The sequence below is a fragment of the Stenotrophomonas rhizophila genome (assembly GCF_020857975.1).
GTDB classification, from domain to species: domain Bacteria; phylum Pseudomonadota; class Gammaproteobacteria; order Xanthomonadales; family Xanthomonadaceae; genus Stenotrophomonas; species Stenotrophomonas rhizophila_C.
Window position 1 is genome coordinate 176,724 of sequence record NZ_JACWUO010000002.1, and the last position, 16,371, is coordinate 193,094.

The 16,371-nt window shown below is 66.5% G+C and carries 13 protein-coding genes; 8 read left to right on the forward strand and 5 right to left on the reverse strand.

Going from position 1 to position 16,371, the window contains the following annotated elements; translation table 11 throughout:
• Window positions 1–8: 8 nt before the first annotated feature.
• Window positions 9–509 (forward strand): transcription elongation factor GreB, encoded by a 501-nt coding sequence (gene greB / locus IC535_RS02760; protein WP_228884351.1) that lies wholly within the window; start codon window positions 9–11, stop codon window positions 507–509.
• A gap of 84 nt (window positions 510–593) precedes the next feature.
• On the opposite strand, the gene IC535_RS02765 is transcribed toward greB, so the two are convergent.
• Both IC535_RS02765 and rimO read right to left on the reverse strand, forming a co-directional pair.
• On the reverse strand, window positions 594–1,418 hold the full coding sequence (locus IC535_RS02765) for a DUF3025 domain-containing protein (RefSeq protein ID WP_228884350.1): 825 nt from the start codon (window positions 1,416–1,418) through the stop codon (window positions 594–596).
• Window positions 1,415–2,812, reverse strand: coding sequence for a 30S ribosomal protein S12 methylthiotransferase RimO (gene rimO / locus IC535_RS02770; RefSeq protein WP_228884349.1), 1,398 nt, complete (start codon window positions 2,810–2,812; stop codon window positions 1,415–1,417). The genes IC535_RS02765 and rimO overlap by 4 nt, the downstream gene beginning before the upstream one ends.
• A gap of 201 nt (window positions 2,813–3,013) precedes the next feature.
• Here rimO and IC535_RS02775 point away from each other — a divergent pair, with 201 nt between their 5' ends.
• From IC535_RS02775 to IC535_RS02785, 3 genes are read left to right on the forward strand one after another with little or no spacing between them, the layout of a single operon-like run.
• Complete coding sequence (locus tag IC535_RS02775; protein ID WP_228884348.1) at window positions 3,014–3,685, forward strand: dienelactone hydrolase family protein; 672 nt, start codon at window positions 3,014–3,016, stop codon at window positions 3,683–3,685.
• Window positions 3,682–4,104, forward strand: a complete 423-nt coding sequence (locus tag IC535_RS02780) for an HIT domain-containing protein (protein WP_228884347.1) — start codon at window positions 3,682–3,684, stop codon at window positions 4,102–4,104. Before IC535_RS02775 ends, IC535_RS02780 begins: the two co-directional genes overlap by 4 nt.
• A gap of 15 nt (window positions 4,105–4,119) precedes the next feature.
• Entirely contained in the window at window positions 4,120–4,284 is a 165-nt protein-coding gene (locus IC535_RS02785; protein ID WP_228884346.1) for a LiaI-LiaF-like domain-containing protein, read from the forward strand.
• 156 nt (window positions 4,285–4,440) lie between these two features.
• Here the strand turns inward: IC535_RS02785 and dcd are convergent, their stop codons facing one another.
• Window positions 4,441–5,013 (reverse strand): dCTP deaminase, encoded by a 573-nt coding sequence (gene dcd / locus IC535_RS02790; protein ID WP_228884345.1) that lies wholly within the window; start codon window positions 5,011–5,013, stop codon window positions 4,441–4,443.
• A 147-nt stretch (window positions 5,014–5,160) separates the two neighbouring features.
• Window positions 5,161–6,018, reverse strand: coding sequence for an iron-sulfur cluster carrier protein ApbC (gene apbC, locus IC535_RS02795; protein WP_228884344.1), 858 nt, complete (start codon window positions 6,016–6,018; stop codon window positions 5,161–5,163).
• A 522-nt stretch (window positions 6,019–6,540) separates the two neighbouring features.
• On the opposite strand from apbC, the gene IC535_RS02805 reads away from it, so the two are divergent.
• The 3 genes from IC535_RS02805 (at window position 6,541) to IC535_RS02815 (ending at window position 12,362) form a co-directional block, all read left to right on the forward strand.
• Window positions 6,541–9,360, forward strand: coding sequence for a TonB-dependent receptor plug domain-containing protein (locus tag IC535_RS02805; protein ID WP_228884343.1), 2,820 nt, complete (start codon window positions 6,541–6,543; stop codon window positions 9,358–9,360).
• 99 nt (window positions 9,361–9,459) lie between these two features.
• Complete coding sequence (locus IC535_RS02810) at window positions 9,460–11,439, forward strand: alpha/beta hydrolase family protein (protein ID WP_228884342.1); 1,980 nt, start codon at window positions 9,460–9,462, stop codon at window positions 11,437–11,439.
• Window positions 11,440–11,549: 110 nt separating this feature from the next.
• The gene (locus IC535_RS02815; RefSeq protein ID WP_228884341.1) at window positions 11,550–12,362 is read left to right on the forward strand and encodes a hypothetical protein; all 813 of its coding nucleotides are present in this window, start codon (window positions 11,550–11,552) and stop codon (window positions 12,360–12,362) included.
• A gap of 53 nt (window positions 12,363–12,415) precedes the next feature.
• Here IC535_RS02815 and IC535_RS02820 read toward each other — a convergent pair whose 3' ends face one another.
• Entirely contained in the window at window positions 12,416–14,011 is a 1,596-nt protein-coding gene (locus IC535_RS02820) for a phytoene desaturase family protein (protein WP_228884340.1), read from the reverse strand.
• Window positions 14,012–14,238: 227 nt separating this feature from the next.
• Between IC535_RS02820 and IC535_RS02825 the strand changes: the two genes are divergently transcribed.
• A complete protein-coding gene (locus IC535_RS02825; protein ID WP_228884512.1) occupies window positions 14,239–16,347 on the forward strand; it encodes a M13 family metallopeptidase in 2,109 nt (702 codons plus the stop codon).
• Window positions 16,348–16,371: the final 24 nt, after the last annotated feature.

Genomic DNA, 16,371 nt, shown 5'->3' on the forward strand with positions numbered 1-16,371 from the left:
ACGTTCTGATGTCGCGTTGGCGCCCGCCGGCGGAGAAGAGCACCGCCCTGATCACCGCCCAGGGCCATGCGCGGCTGCGCGCGGAGCTGGAAGAGCTGTGGCGGGTGCGCCGCCCGGAGGTGGTCAAGGCGCTGGCCGCCGCAGCGGCCGAAGGCGACCGCTCCGAGAACGCCGAATACACCTACCGCAAGAAGCAGCTGGGCGAGATCGACCGCCGCGTGCGTTACCTGACCAAGCGCCTGGACGCGCTGCGCATCGTCGACCAGCCGCCGACCGACGCGCAGGCGGTGTTCTTCGGGGCGTGGGTGGAACTGGAGAACGTGGACAGCGGCGAGGTCAGCCGCTACCGCATCGTCGGCCCGGACGAGACCGACGCGCCGACCGGCTGGATCAGCATCGACTCGCCGCTGGCGCGCGCGTTGCTGAAGAAGCGCGTGGACGACGAATTCGAGGTGGAGCTGCCCAGTGGGCGCCACGGCTTTGCGGTTCTGTCGGTGGAGTATCCGTAGATCCACGCCATGCGTGGATGACGCGGCAGGCGGTCGCCGCTGCTATCGGCGTTGGACCGCAACGCATCCACGCATGGCGTGGCTCTACCACCGCGTGGGGGGATATACCCGGCCTTCGCGCAGCGGCCGGAAATAATCGACCTGCCGGTAAAACGCCGCGTCCTGGCGCGCATGCCAGCCGGGAATGCCCATCAACGGCAACGGCCGCAACTCCAGCGGGTCGTTGAGGATATCTCCGCCCTGGATCATCCGCGCCACGTGGGCGACCGCCTGCGCGTCATCCTCGCCCTGCACCGCCACGCTCTTGCCCACCAGCAACCGGCCAGGCAGCAGGGCCTGTTCCATCAGCGCGTGGCCGATCACCGCCACCACCGCGATATCGCCCTGCCGCCAATGCGCGGCGCCATCCACGAACAGCGCCGCCCAGTCGTGCCGGTTCCAGGCCTGCAGCAACGCAGGGTCGCGCACCCGCACGACCACCCCGGTTTCATCGAACTGGGTCAGCGCGGCCTGTGCGCGATTGCGCTCGCCCGGCCCCATCGCATCGATATGCAGGCATTGCCGCGCGTTCAAGGCCAGTTTGATCGCTGGATGGCGCGCCCACACCAGCGCGTTGAACAGGTCGTGCCAGTTGTCGGCACGGGTGGCGATATGGCCACGTGCGATGCGCTGTTCGTAATGCAGGCCATCGGCCAGCAGGAGGTCGTCCTGTTCGACCAGGCGCTTGCCCGGCAGCGGCAACTGCGCATCCAGCGCCGCCACGGTCGGCCAGTGGGCCGCCGTCAGCAGGGAAGCAAAGCTGGCGTACTGCGCGAACAAGGGCTGCGCGAAGCAGCCCGGGTCCACCGCCCCGCGCAGCGGCGCGACGAAACGGCGACGGGCGCCGCCACCGGCGGCCGCTGCGGTCACAGCACCTTGAGGTCGAGCCCGGCACGCACCGGCGCGGTGATGATGGCATCGCCGTACAGGTCATGGTCGTCGCTTTCGGTGATCTCCACATCGACGAACTGGCCCACCCGCAGGCGCGCCTCCTCGGCGTTCTGGATATGCACCAGGCCGTCGATTTCCGGCGCATCGGCCTTGGAGCGGGCCACCGCGATGCCGTCTTCGATCGCATCGACCAGGCATTGCTGCACGGTGCCGATCCTGGCTTCCAGGCGCGCGGCGGAAATCTCGGCCTGGCGCGCCATGAAGCGGGCCAGGCGCTCCTGCTTCACTTCTTCGGGCACCGCATCGGGCAGGTCGTTGGCGGTCGCGCCGGTGACCGGCGAATAGGCGAACGCACCGACGCGGTCCAGCTGCGCCTCATCCAGGAAGCCCAGCAGTTCCTCGAACTCGGCCTCGGTCTCGCCGGGGAAGCCGACGATGAAGGTCGAACGCACGGTGATGTCCGGGCAGATCTGGCGCCAGCGCTGTACGCGTTCCAGGGTCTTGTCGACCGCGCCGGGGCGCTTCATCAGCTTGAGGATGCGCGGGCTGGCGTGCTGGAACGGAATGTCCAGGTACGGCAGGATCCGGTTTTCGGCCATCAACGGCACGATCTCGTCCACGTGCGGGTACGGGTACACGTAGTGCATGCGGGTCCAGGCATCCAGCTCGGACAGGCCTTCGCACAGCGCCTTGAGCCGGGTCTGGTAAGCCTTGTCGCGCCACATGCGCTCGGCGTACTTGACGTCCACGCCATAGGCCGAGGTGTCCTGGGACACCACCAGCAGTTCCTTCACCCCGCCGCGCACCAGCCGCTCGGCTTCGCGCAGCACTTCATCGACCGGGCGCGAGACCAGCTTGCCGCGCATCGAGGGAATGATGCAGAAGCTGCACTTGTGGTTGCAGCCTTCGGAAATCTTCAGGTAGGCGTAATGGCGCGGGGTCAGCTTGATGCCGACATCGCCCTCAAATTCGCCGAAACCGAGGCTTCGGCGGGGCACCAGGTCCACGAACGGATCGTGCCTGGGCGGCAGCGCGGCATGCACGGCCTCCATCACGCTCTGGTAGTCCTGCGGGCCGGACACCGCCAGCACGTTCGGGTAGGCCTGGCGGATCTGCTCGGGGCGCTTGCCCAGGCAACCGGTGACGATCACCTTGCCGTTGGCGTTCATCGCCTCGCCGATCGCATCCAGCGATTCGGTCACCGCCGAATCGATGAAGCCGCAGGTGTTGACCACCACCACGTCGGCCGCATCATAGGACGGCACGATGTCATAGCCCTCCGAGCGCAGCTGGGTAAGGATGCGCTCGGAATCGACCAGGGCCTTCGGGCAGCCAAGGCTGACGAAGCCGACTTTGGGGTTCAACTGGGACATGGATCAGGACTCTGGGGGCCTGGGCCCACACCGGAATGGCATGGGGACCTGGGGCCGGAAACGGCGGCAAGTATACCGGCGTTGCCGGCCCGGCCCTGAACCCGTGCATGGCGGCGGGGTCGGATCGGGCACGGCCACTGACATCCTGCTAACCCATTGGCGCCCGATAATGAACGCCTGAACCAATGGGAGTTCCGCATCATGGGTGAATGGGTCACGCTCGATACGCATCACGGTCCGGTCCGCGCCTGGCAGGCCGAACCGGCCGGCAAGCCCCGTGGCGGGCTGGTGGTCATCCAGGAAATTTTCGGCGCCAACGCGCACATCCGCGAGGTGGCCGAAGGCTTTGCGGCCCAGGGCTATGCGGTGCTGGCACCGTCGTTCTTCGACCTGGTCGACGGCCCCGAGGCCGACCCCGATGCCCTGGCCTACGATGCCGACGGGGTGAAGCAGGGGCTGGAGCACGTCAACGCGCTGGGCGTGGAGAAGGCGCTGGAGATCGTCCGCGCCGCCGCCTCGCGGCTGGCCCCGGCCGGCAAGGTCGGCACCGTGGGCTATTGCTGGGGCGGCAGCATCGCCCTGCTTGCGGCGCTGCGCCTGGGCCTGCCGTCGGTGAGCTACTACGGGGCACGCAACGTGCAGTTCCTCGATGAACCGGCCAAGGCGCCGGTGCTGTTCCACTTCGGCGCGAAGGACAAGAGCATCCCGCCCGAGGCGATCGCCGCCCACCGCGAGAAGCTGCCGCAGATGGCCACCTTCGTCTACCCGGCCGATCACGCCTTCAACCGCAGCGTCGGACATGGGTATGATCCAGACAGCGCCGCCCTGGCGCTGGAACGCACCCTGGTCTTCTTTGCGGAGCATCTTGGATGAGCGAGTTCGAACTGGATTCACGTCTGGCCAATGACAGCGTACTGGTTGTCGAAGGTCCGCTGTCGCAAGTGCGGTTGATGAACGACGAACGTTACCCGTGGCTGATCCTGGTGCCCCGCGTGGCCGGGGTCACCGAATGGATCGAGCTCGATGGCGATCAGCAGGACAAGCTGCGCACCGAATTGAACCGGGCCTGCAAGGCGCTCAAGGGCACCGATGGGGTGGAGAAGATCAATATCGGCGCGCTGGGCAATATCGTGCGGCAGCTGCATTTCCACGTGATCGGCCGCCATGTGGGCGATCCGGCCTGGCCGGGCCCGGTATGGGGCCAGGGCCAGGCCCACCGCTACGACCCCGACGTGCTGGCGCAACGTGTCGCGCTGTGGAAGGAACGGCTAGGATATTCGCCCCAGCCCTAGCGGACCCTGCCCCTGATGCGCTCCAACCTTATCGCCGCCATCGTCCTGATCCTCGTCGGCCTGTTCCTGCTGGCCAGCAACCTGGGCTGGACCAACATGAACATGGGAAAGCTGATCCTCACCTGGTGGCCGGTGATCCTGGTGGCAGTGGGCATCGGGCTGTTGTTCGGCCGCAAGTAGTGCCGGCCGCCGGCCGGCAGCCAGGCCGGCTGCAGATGTAGAAAAAGCGCGGATCGCTCCGCGCTTTTTTTTAACTGCTGCCGGCCAGCGACCGGCACTACCCCGGCCAGGGCCGGCGCTACCCGGGGCGTGGGCCGACGCTGCCCGGACGGTGGATCAGGTACGCGGCAGGGTGACGCCGGTCTGGCCCTGGTACTTGCCGCCGCGGTCGCGGTAGGAGGTTTCGCAGATGTCGTCCTTGTCGGCCTGGAAGAACAGCATCTGCGCCACGCCCTCATTGGCGTAGATGCGCGCCGGCAACGGCGTGGTGTTGCTGAATTCCAGGGTGACGTGGCCTTCCCACTCCGGCTCCAGCGGGGTCACGTTGACGATGATCCCGCAGCGCGCGTAGGTGCTCTTGCCCAGGCACACCACCAGGGTGTCGCGCGGAATGCGGAAGTACTCCACGGTACGCGCCAGCGCGAAGCTGTTGGGCGGGATGATGCACTCATCGCCGACGATATCCACGAAGCTGCCCGGGTCGAAATGCTTGGGATCGACGATGGTGGAATTGATGTTGGTGAACACCTTGAACTCGCGCGAGCAACGCACGTCGTAGCCATAGCTGGAGGTGCCGTAGCTGACGATGCGCTGGCCGTTGGCCTGCTTGACCTGGCCGGCTTCGAACGGCTCGATCATGGCCTGCTGTTCGGCCATCTGACGGATCCAGCGGTCACTCTTGATGCTCATGCTCAGTCCTGGGGGATGCAAGGGGTCGGGGGCGCCCGGGGCACGATTCTAGCAGCCACCCGGGCCCTGGCCAGCGGCCGGCCGGTGCCCGATACGCAACAGGCCCGGCAATGCCGGGCCTGCTGGAGGGCACTGCGGCAGGCCAGCTCAGATCAGCGATGACAGGATCGGAATGCTGGCGCGCGGGCGCTTGCCGATTTCCTCGACCAGCCGCTGCGCGGCATGCAGGTAGGCCTGCGCGGCCAGCGATTCCGGCGCGGCAGCGGTGATCGGGGTACCGGCATCGCCCTGTTCGCGGATGCCGATCTCCAGCGGCAGCGAACCCAGCAGCGGCACGCCGTACTGGGCCGCCATGCGCTCGCCGCCGCCCTGCCCGAACAGGTGCTCGACCTGCCCGCAGTTGCTGCAGGTGTGCACGGCCATGTTCTCGACGATGCCCAGCACCGGCACTTCCACCTTCTCGAACATCTTCAGCGCCTTGCGCACATCCAGCGTGGCGATGTCCTGCGGGGTGGTGACGATCACCGCGCCGGCCAGCGGGATCTTCTGGGTGAGGGTGAGCTGGATGTCGCCGGTACCCGGCGGCAGGTCGATCAACAGGTAGTCCAGGTCGTCCCACAGGGTGTCGTTGAAGAACTGGGTCATCGCCGAGGTCGCCATCGGGCCGCGCCAGATCATCGGTGTCTCGTCCTCGATCAGGTAACCGATCGACATGGTCTCCACGCCGAACGCGCGCATCGGCTCGATCGACTTGTTGTCCGGGCTTTCCGGACGGCCGCTCAGGCCCAGCATCGCCGGCACGCTGGGGCCGTAGATGTCCGCATCCAGCAGGCCCACCCGCGCGCCCAGCCTGACCAGCGCCACGGCCAGGTTCACCGCCGTGGTGGACTTGCCCACCCCGCCCTTGCCCGACCCCACCGCGATCACGTTGCGGATGCGTGCATGCGGGGTCAATCCCTTCTGCACCTGGCTGGCATGGGGACGACGAGACTGGTTGGCGCTCACTGCTCTGGACTCCGGGAAAACGGCGACGGTGAACCCATCACTATACAACCATCGTCAGGACGGCCTGGGCGGCCGGCGGGCCAATCCGGACAGCTCCGCAGAGCCCAGCTGCGGTTTGCCGACGGGAAGTTGTCCTGTCCTGTCCCGACTGGATTGCAGCCCTCGCCAGGGCAAGCGCCTCCGAAAATGAACGCCACCTGGCTCCACGCTTCACGACGCCGCTGACGCTTGTGGCCGGAACCCATGCGATCAATTTCATCTGAAACCATAAAATATTATTATTTTTCAATTACTTGAACACGCCATTGCGCCAATGCCGACAACCTTGCCTAGCGTGTCTTTATGACCCCTTGATGAACAGTTGACAGGTCATGTTAAGGCCGTGTTAACCTCGAGTCATCGGCTGGTGAAGCTGATTCAGAGGCCATGATCGACGGCCTCGATGGGGCACAAGGATGTCGGGCGCGGGTACGCCCCAGCAGACGCCAGGTGCAAACAAATGACTTCTAGGGGGTTTTACTCATGACGAACCGCAAGCTGCCCAGCCGCAACCCGCTGAGCTTTGCACTGGCCTCGGTACTGGTTGTATCGGCCATCACGCCCGCCTTCGCACAGGACGCCAGCGCGCCCCAGGCCGACACCGCCGCCAGCACCCGCGGCGCCACCCAGCTGGACAAGGTCACCGTGACCGGTTCGCGCATCAAGCGCGCCGAAGTCGAAGGCCCCGCCCCAGTCGTCGTGGTGACCTCCCAGGACATTGAAAAGCAGGGTTTCAACACCGTCTATGACGCGCTGAACACCCTGAGCCAGTTCACCGGTTCGGTGCAGAACGAATTGTCCTCGGGCAGCTTCACCCAGAACGCCAGCTTCCTGAACCTGCGCGGCCTCGGCCCGGGTTACCAGCTGGTGCTGATTAACGGCCGCCGCGCCGCCGACTACCCGCTGCCCTACAACAGCCAGTCCAACGCGGTGAACCTGGCCAACATCCCGGCCGCGGCGATCGACCGCATCGAAATCCTGTCCGGCGGCGCCTCGGCGATCTACGGTTCGGATGCGGTGGCCGGCGTGGTCAACGTGATCATGAAGACCAACTTCGAGGGCGACACCATCACCCTGCGCGGTGGCACCACCACCCGTGGCGGCGGCGATTCGGGCCGCCTGCAGTGGGTGGGTGGCAAGACCGGCAGCAACTGGAGCGTCACCTACGCCTTCGAAGCCATGGAACGCGAGGCGATCTACGCCAGCCAGCGCGACTTCATGGATTCCTACCGCGATGATCCGTCGGTCAATCCGGAAGACGCAACCGCCATCGAAGGCGTGCGCTTCACCGTCAACCGCGGCGCCGGTGCGATCCGCGAGTGGCCGGCACCGGGCATGGAGGAAATCTGCGGCCGCTTCCCGGACTTTGAAACCTTCAAGTCCACCCCCGCTGCGGCAGCACCGAACCGCTGCGGCTACTTCGGCTACCCGGCCACGCAGACCGTGCGCAACTCCGACAGTTCGCAGTCGGCCTATCTGTACGGCACGTTTGACTTCAACGACGGCCTCCAGGCCTGGGGCCAGTTGAGCGCGTCGCAATCGGAGGCGAAGATCTCCAGTTCCACCCGCTTCTTCCAGAGCGGTGGCGCACTGGGCATCACCAGCCATTACGATCCGCAGTTCGGCGGCACCGTCGGCAACATCAACCGCTTCTTCACCCCCAGTGAAGTGGGCAGCCAGGGCGCGCAGAACAACTACACCGAAAAGTCCTTCGACCTGGCCTTCGGCCTGCGCGGCAACATCGCCGACCGCTTCGACTGGGATGCCACCGTTTCGCACTCGCGCTATACCGCCGACCAGAAGTTCAACTGGCCGGTGGCCAGCCGGGTCCGCGACTTCTTCTTCGGCCCGCGGCTGGGTACGCGCAACGGGTTGCCGATCTACCGCCTGAACGTGGATCGCCTGCTCAACCCGCTGACCCCCGAGCAGGTCGCTTCCTTCAGCGAAACCTACAACAGCAGCGCCGAATCCGAGTCCAGCCAGGGCACCTTCACCCTCAGCGGCGATCTGTTCGAACTGCCGGCCGGCCCGCTGGCGATGGCCAGCGTGCTGGAAGTGGCCAAACAGAAGTACGACATTTCGCCGGACTTCCGCATGGAGCAGGACTACGCCGGCACTGAAGGCCCGATGGGTCGCACCGCCACCGGCGGTGGCGGCAAGCGCAGCCGCTACGCGGCAGGCCTGGAGTTGAGCGTGCCGATCTTCAGCACGCTGAAGGCCAACCTGGCCGGCCGCTACGACAAGTACGACGACGCCAGCTCGGTCGATGCCGCCTCCACCTGGATGGCCGGCCTGGAATGGCGTCCGTTCGAGAGCCTGCTGCTGCGTGCCTCCCATGCCACCAGCTTCCGCGCCCCGGACATGCACTACATCTTCGCCGAGCCGTCCGGCTTCTTCCTCAACGGCGTCACCGACGAATACCGCTGCCGTCGTGACGGGCTCAACCCGCTGGACAACAGCGACTGCGGCGCGGGCACCGACTACAACTATTCCATCCAGGGCGACCGCCAGGGCAACCGCAACCTCAAGGAAGAGACCGGCAAGTCCACCACCGTGGGCTTCGTCTGGGACGTGATGGACCAGATGTCGTTGAGCGTGGATTACTACAACATCACCCTCGAAGGCGCGGTCAAGGACATCTCCTTCGGTTACCTGACGCGCAATGAAGCCGACTGCCGCCTGGGCCGCACCCGCGACGGCGCACCGGTGGACGGCACCTCGGCCGCTTGCGACTACTTCCGCAGCCTGGTCGGCCGCGAAGGCATCAATCCGGCGCTTGACGAAGACGAGAAGATCATCGACTACCACTCGGTGCCGTTCAACCAGGCCACCCAGCGCACTTCGGGCCTGGACGTGTCGTGGAAGTACAAGATCGATACCGACCGCTGGGGCGACTACAACCTGGGCCTGAACTGGACCCACGTGCTGAAGCTGGAAGACAAGGAGTTCCCCGGCAGCCCGACCCGCAACGTGCGCGACCACATGCAGTTCTTCAACTTCCGCAGCCGCATCAACTGGACTGCCGGCTGGGAGCGTGACGACTGGGCGGCCAACGTGTACGGCTTCCGCTGGGGCTCGCTGCCGAACTGGGGCGAAACCGACCGCATCGGTTCGTATGTGATCTGGAACGCCAACGTGCAGAAGAAGATCACCAACAAGGCCACCATCGGCCTGTACGTGAACAACGTCTTCGACACGCTGCGGCCCAAGGACAGCACCTACAACGAGTATCCGTACTTCTTCTACAACTACAGTGCGATCGGCCGCGAGATCTTCGTGCAGTTCGAGTACAAGCTGAACTGATCGACCCGCGTCGCAACGGAGAGCCCGGCCCTGCCGGGCTCTTCGCTTTGTCGAGTACCTGTATCTGACTCACTCATTCGGAGAATGCGTATGAAGCGCATGTTGCCCCTCCTGGCGATGGTCCTGTCGGCGGCTGTTCCGCCCGCCCTCGCCGCCGCCCCCCAGCAAGCGGTCAAGGATTTCGTCGGCCATTCGGCCTACAGCTCGGTCAAGATCTCGCCCACCGGCGAGTACCTGGCGATCACCGTCGACCAGGGCGACCAGGACGTGCTGACCGTGATCCGCACCAGCGACCTCAAGCCGATCAAGGTCAATGTGCTGCCGGACAAGAAGAGCGTCGGCTCGTTCTACTGGACCAGCCCGAACCGGCTGATGTTCAACGCGGTCAAGAAGCTCGGCGGCTATGCCTCGCCGATGTCCACCGGCGAGTGGTATGCGGTCAACGCCGACGGCAGCCAGGCGCGTCCGCTGATCTTCTACGGCACCCGCGATGCCACCCAGCGTGGCAAGGAAGTGGGCCGCGAAAGCTTCTCGCTGCTCGATACGCTCAAGAACGACGACCAGAACGTGATCATGCAGGCGGTCTCGGCGCGCTCCTCCGAAGGCGGCAACACCGAAGTGGTGCGCATGGACACCATCAGCGGCCGCCGCACCTCGCTGGGACGCGCGCCCAAGGAAAACTGCAGCATCGCGCTGGATGCGGCCAAGGAGCCGCGTTTTGCGGTGTGCAGCTCGAGCAAGAACGAGGACGGCGAATACGAGGAACGCAGCGAGCTGTACCGCCGCGATGGCGCTGGCTGGACCCTGCTCAATGCCTCCAAGGCCGACGGCAGGCACCTGGACGTGATCACCACCACCAACAACGGCACCGTCTACGCCACCCAGAACGACGAGAAGGCCCCGGCCGCGGTAGGCGTCCTGGATACCACCACCGGTGCGTTCAAGTCCCTGTTCCAGGACCCGGTCGCCGAAGTCTCCAACTACATCTGGTCCACCGACGAGAGCACCCTGATCGGCGTGGTCACCGAGGCGGCGGCGCCGGCGGTCAAGCTGATCGATGAAAGCCACCCCGACGCCGAACTGTATGCCTCCCTGGCCGCCGCCTTCGACGGGCAGATGGTCGATTTTTCCAGCTACACCCAGGACGGCCGCAAGATCATCGTCAGCGTCTACAGCGACAGCAATCCCGGCGAGCTGTACCTGTACGACCGCGACAACGGCAAGGCCCGTTTCCTAATGTCGCGCCGGCCGCAGATCGACAAGAAGAACATGGCGTCGATCAAGCCGTTCAGCATCACCACCCGTGACGGCAAGAAGGTGTTCGGCTACCTGACCCTTCCCAACGGTTCCAACGGCAAGAACCTGCCACTGATCGTCAACCCGCACGGCGGCCCGATCGGCCCGCGTGACAACTGGGGCTTCAACCCTGAAGCGCAGCTGTTCGCCAACCGCGGCTATGCCACCTTGCAGGTCAACTTCCGCGGCTCGGCCGGCTACGGCAAGGCCTTCCAGGATGCCGGCCACCGCCAGTGGGACCAGGGCATCCAGAACGACATCCTGGAAGCGACCCACTGGGCGATCGACAACGGTTACATCAACCGCGACCGCATCTGCATCTACGGCGGCAGCTTCGGCGGCTATTCGGCGCTGATGGCGCCGATCCGCGAACCGGGCCTGTTCAAGTGCGCGTTCGGCTATGTCGGCGTGTACGACGTGGACCTGCTGTTCAAGAAGGGCGACATCCCGCAGCGCGACTCGGGCCTGCGCTACCTGCGCCGCACCCACGGCACCGAGCGCGCCGACTGGAACCGCGCCTCGCCGGCCCTGCGCGCGGCCGAAGTGAAGATCCCGGTCTATCTGGCCGCCGGTGCCCGCGACGTGCGCGCCGTTCCCGAACAGACCGAGATGATGAACAAGGCGCTGATCGCCGCCGGCAACAAGCCGGAGGGCATGATCATCCAGAGCGGTGAGATGCACGGGTTCTACGGCGAGGAAGCCCGGGTCAACCTGTACACGGAAATGCTCAAGTTCTTCGACCGCCACATCGGCGCCGGCAGCGCGCCGGCCGGCCGCGACTGAGCCGGGCTTCGCCGGGACCGGCACGGTTCCCCGGCGACGGACTTGCGCTGCGATGCAGACCGGGGCATATCCTGCCCCGGTGATACCACTACCGTGACGGGAACCTGCAAATGAATTACCGGCAATGGATGGCAACCAGCGCGCTGCTCGCTGGCCTGATCACAGGCGCCGGCGCGCTCGCCGCAGCGCCCGGCCCGACCGACCCGACCCAGGACCGGCTGATGGTGAGCGCCGGCTTCCTCAACGGTCATCCGGACCTGCGCTTCCGCCTGCTCGGCCTGGAAAAACACAAGGCCGGCGACCGCGAAGGCGCGTTCCGCTTCTTCCAGTACGCGTCCCAGTACGCCGACAAGCCCTCGCAGGCGATGGTGGCCGAAATGCTGTGGAACGGCACCGGCACCGCCCAGGACCGCGCACTGGCCTATGCCTGGATGGACCTGGCCGCCGAACGCGGCTACGAAGGCTTCGTCGAGCTGCGCGAACGCTACTGGAGCCAACTGGACCCGGCCCAGCGCGAGCGGGCCATCGCCGAAGGCCAGGCGCTCTACGCCCGCTATGGCGACGCGGCGGCCAAGCCGCGCATCGCCGCGGTGCTGCGCCGCGAACGCAAGGGCACCACCGGCAGCCGCACCGGCGCGGTGGGCAGCCTGCGCATTGTGGTGATGGGCCCGGCCGGCCCCGAAGAGATCGACGGTTCCAAGTTCTACGACGAACGCTATTGGAACCCGGCCAAATACCAGGCCTGGCACGACTCGGTGTGGATGAAACCACGCATCGCCACCGTCGATGTCGGCAACGTGCAGCAGGTCAAACCGCTCGACAAGGCCTCGCGCATTCCCGAGGTGGCGCCGGTACCGAACCTGCCCGAACCGGACGCAGGTACCGAGATGCCCACGCTGGAACCGGCCACCGACAAACCCTGACCGTGCACCGGGGCATGCCCGCCCCGGCACCGTTATCCGGGCTTGGCCCGGATCTACCCGCCCAGGATCACCTTGGCCGCGTTATGCCCCGGCGCGCCGGTCACCCCGCCGCCGGGATGGGTGCCGGCGCCGCACAGGTACAGACCCGGCAATGCCCCGCGGTAGTTGGCCTGGCCCAGCATCGGGCGGGCGCTGAACAGCTGGTTGAGGCTGAGCGCGCCGTGGAAGATGTCGCCGCCGATCAGGCCGAAGGTGCGCTCCAGGTCGAGCGGGCTGAGCACCTGCCGGCCCAGCACCAGCCCGGCAAACCCCGGTGCGTGCCTGTCCACCGTGGCGATCATCAGATCGGCCACTTCGTCGCGATGGTCGTCCCAGCTGCGCCCGCCAGAAAGCACCGGCGCCACGTGCTGGCAGAACAGGCTGGCCACGTGCTGCCCGGGCGGCGCCAGCGAGTCGTCCAGCGTGCTGGGAATGAGCATTTCCACGATCGGCGCGCGCGACCAGCCATGCTCGCGCGCATCGCTGTAGGCACGCGCCATGTAGGCCAGCGTGGGCGCGATGATGATGCCCGCGGTGAGATGGTCCCCCGCCCCGGGCAACACCGTGAAGGACGGCAGCGCCGACAGCGCCACGTTCATCCGGAACGTGCCCGACGCGCAGCGCCAGTTGGCCATGCGCTCGCGCGTGGCGGCCGGCACCTGCCCCGGTGCGAACAGCTGTTCGTAGAGCAGCTTGGGGTTGACGTTGGCGACCACCGCGCGCGCACGGATCACCTCGCCCTGCAGCGTTTCCACACCGACGGCGCGGCCGTGCTCGACCAGCACCCGGCGCACGCCGGCATCGACATCGATCTGCGCCCCGGCGGCAATGGCCGAACGCGCCATCGCCTGGGTGATCGCGCCCATGCCACCGATCGCATGGCCCCAGGCGCCCTTCACCCCGTTGCTCTGGCCGAAGGCATGGTGCAGCAGCACGTAGGCCGATCCGGGGGCATCGGGACTGGCATAGTTGCCCACGATGCCGTCGAACCCGAACAGCGCCTTGACCGGCTCGCTCTCGAACCAGCGGTCCAGGTATTCCGACGCGGAAATGGTGAACAGGTCCAGCAGCTCCTGGCGCAGCGCCGGCGCCAGGCCATGCAGGCGCCGGCCGAGCCGGCCGGCCTGCCACAGCGCCGGCAGCTGGGTCAGCCAATGGCCCTCACCCACGTTCGGGGGCGCCTGCAGGGCCAAATCGCGCAGTACGTCGGCAAAGGCTTCCAGGCGCTGTTCGAACAACGGCAGGCGCTCGGCGTCGCGCGCGGAGAAACGCGCCACCTCCGATCGGGTCAGCCCGGCGCCCGCCAGCAGGTAATCCCCGTCCAGCGGCAGGAAATTGTTGATCCGCCGCGGCACCACGCGTAGGCCATGCGCGGCCAGCTCCAGGTCGTCGATCACCTGGGGCTGCAGCAGCGAGACCGTATAGGACGCCACCGAATTGCGGAACCCAGGATGGAATTGTTCGGTGACTGCCGCCCCGCCCACCACCCCGCGCCGCTCCAGCACCCGCACGCGCCGGCCGGCGCGGGCCAGGTAGGCGGCGCAGACCAGCCCGTTATGGCCGGCACCGATGATCACCGCGTCCCACACGCGTGCAGAGGGGGTTGCCATGCCGAAGGTATACACCGGCAGCGGGGCCGCTGTCGCGGCCGCAGCCGCTTTGCCGTTCCGGTGCATCCGGCTTGCCCGGGCCGGGCTCCTGCGCTGGACGGGGCAGGCTTGCCAACGGGCATGACCTTCGACACCCTTGCGGGCCGGCCCGGCGGCGTATCGTCTGGCCCACGGCCCCGCTGGGGCCCGCCCACGCATGACCTATCGGCCTGGAGGCCAAACTAGTGATCGCTCGCACTCCCAAGATTGTCCTGCTGACCCTGGCCGTCTCGGCCGCCCTGGTCGGCTGCGGCAAGAAAGACGCCCCGGCTGCCGACAACGCCGCCGCTCCGGCCCCCGCCGCCACCGCCGCGGCCACCGAATACAAGCTCGACGAAAGCAAGCTGCCGGCCTACAACGCCTTCCATCCCTCCGACCTGGACACCAGCGTAGACGCCTGCAGCGCGTTCGGCGACTACGTCAACAGCAAGTGGCTGGCCGCCAATGAAATTCCGGCCGACCGCACCAGCTGGGGCGCCTTCACCATCCTGGACGAGCGTTCGGTCGCCGTGCAGCACCAGCTCGCCGAGCAGGTCGCCGCCGTGAAGAACCCCAACGGCATCGAAAAGATCGTCGGCGACTTCTGGGCCACCGGCATGGACGAAGCCAAGATCAACGCCCAGGGCATCGAGCCGATCAAGGCCGACCTGGCCGCGATCGATGGCCTGCAGAGCAAGGACGCCATCGCCGGCTACCTGCGCAGCACCGCTGCCAAGGGCGAGAACGTGCTGTTCGGCTTCGGTCCGGAAGCGGACTTCAAGAATTCCAGCATGAACATCGCCTACGCCAGCCAGGGCGGCCTGGGCCTGCCCGATACCACCTACTACACCGACGCCAAGAACGCCGACAAGCTCAAGGCCTACCAGGCGCACGTGGCCAAGGTGCTGGAACTGTCCGGCGTGGCCGCCGCCGATGCGGCCAAGCAGGCTGCCGATGTGGTCACGTTCGAAACCCGCCTGGCCAAGGCCTCCAAGTCCAGCGTCGAGCTGTCGCGCGATGTGTCGCTGTACTACAACCCGGTCAGCGTCGCCGACGCCGACAAGCTCACCCCGAATTTCAGCTGGACCGAATTCTTCAAGGCCCAGGGCATCGCCTCGCCGGAGAAGTTCTCGCTGGCCATCCCCTCCTTCCACCAGGAAGTGAGCAAGGCGCTGGGCGACACCGACCCGGCCGTGTGGCGCGCCTACCTGCGCTTCCACACCGTGGACAGCGCCTCGCCGTACCTGGCCAACGCGTTCGTGGACGAGAACTACAACTTCTACGGCAAGACCCTCAACGGCCAGAAAGAGCAGAAGCCGCGCTGGAAGCGCGTGCTGGGCACCATCGAAAACGATGCCGGCGATGCGTTCGGCCAGCTGTACGTGAAGGTCGCCTTCTCCCCGGAAGCCAAGGCCAAGATGGAAGAACTGGTCAAGAACCTGGCCGCCGCGCTCAAGGAGCGCATCCAGGGCCTGACCTGGATGAGCGATGAGACCAAGGCCAAGGCGATCGCCAAGTGGGAAACCTTCACCCCCAAGATCGGCTACCCGGACAAGTGGCGCGACTGGAACGGCCTGAGCACCGGCCGCGACAGCTACCTGGGCAACGTGCGTGCCGCCCAGGAATTCAACTACAAGTGGGCCCTGTCCAAGATCGGCAAGCCGGTGGACAAGACCGAGTGGGGCATGACTCCGCAGACGGTCAATGCCTACTACAACCCGCTGCAGAACGAGATCGTGTTCCCGGCCGCCATCCTGCAGCCGCCGTTCTTCGATCCCAAGGCCGACGACGCGCTGAACTACGGCGGCATCGGTGCGGTGATCGGCCATGAAATGACCCATGGTTACGACGACCAGGGCAGCCGCTTCGGGCCCACCGGCAATTTCGAGAACTGGTGGAGCGAGGCGGACACCAAGAACTTCAGCGGCCTGACCGGCAAGCTGATCAAGCAGTTCGACGGCTACAAGGTCGACGGCCAGGCGGTGAACGGCAAGCTGACCCTGGGCGAGAACATCGCCGACCTGGGCGGCGTGGCCACCGCCTACGACGCCCTGCAGAAGGCCTCGGCCGGCAAGGAAGACCCGAAGATCGACGGCTTCACCCGCGACCAGCGGTTCTACTTCAACTGGGCCACGGTGTGGCGCACCAAGTACACCCCGGAGAACGCCAAGGTCCGCCTGGCCACCGATCCGCACGCCCCGGCGCAGTTCCGCGCGATGGGCGCGCCGTCGAACCTGCCGACCTTCGCCGCCGCCTTCCAGTGCAAGGCCGGCTCGCCGATGGTCCGCGCCGGCGACCAGCAGGTGGTGATCTGGTAAGCCAGGCGTTACCGTAAGCAGTAC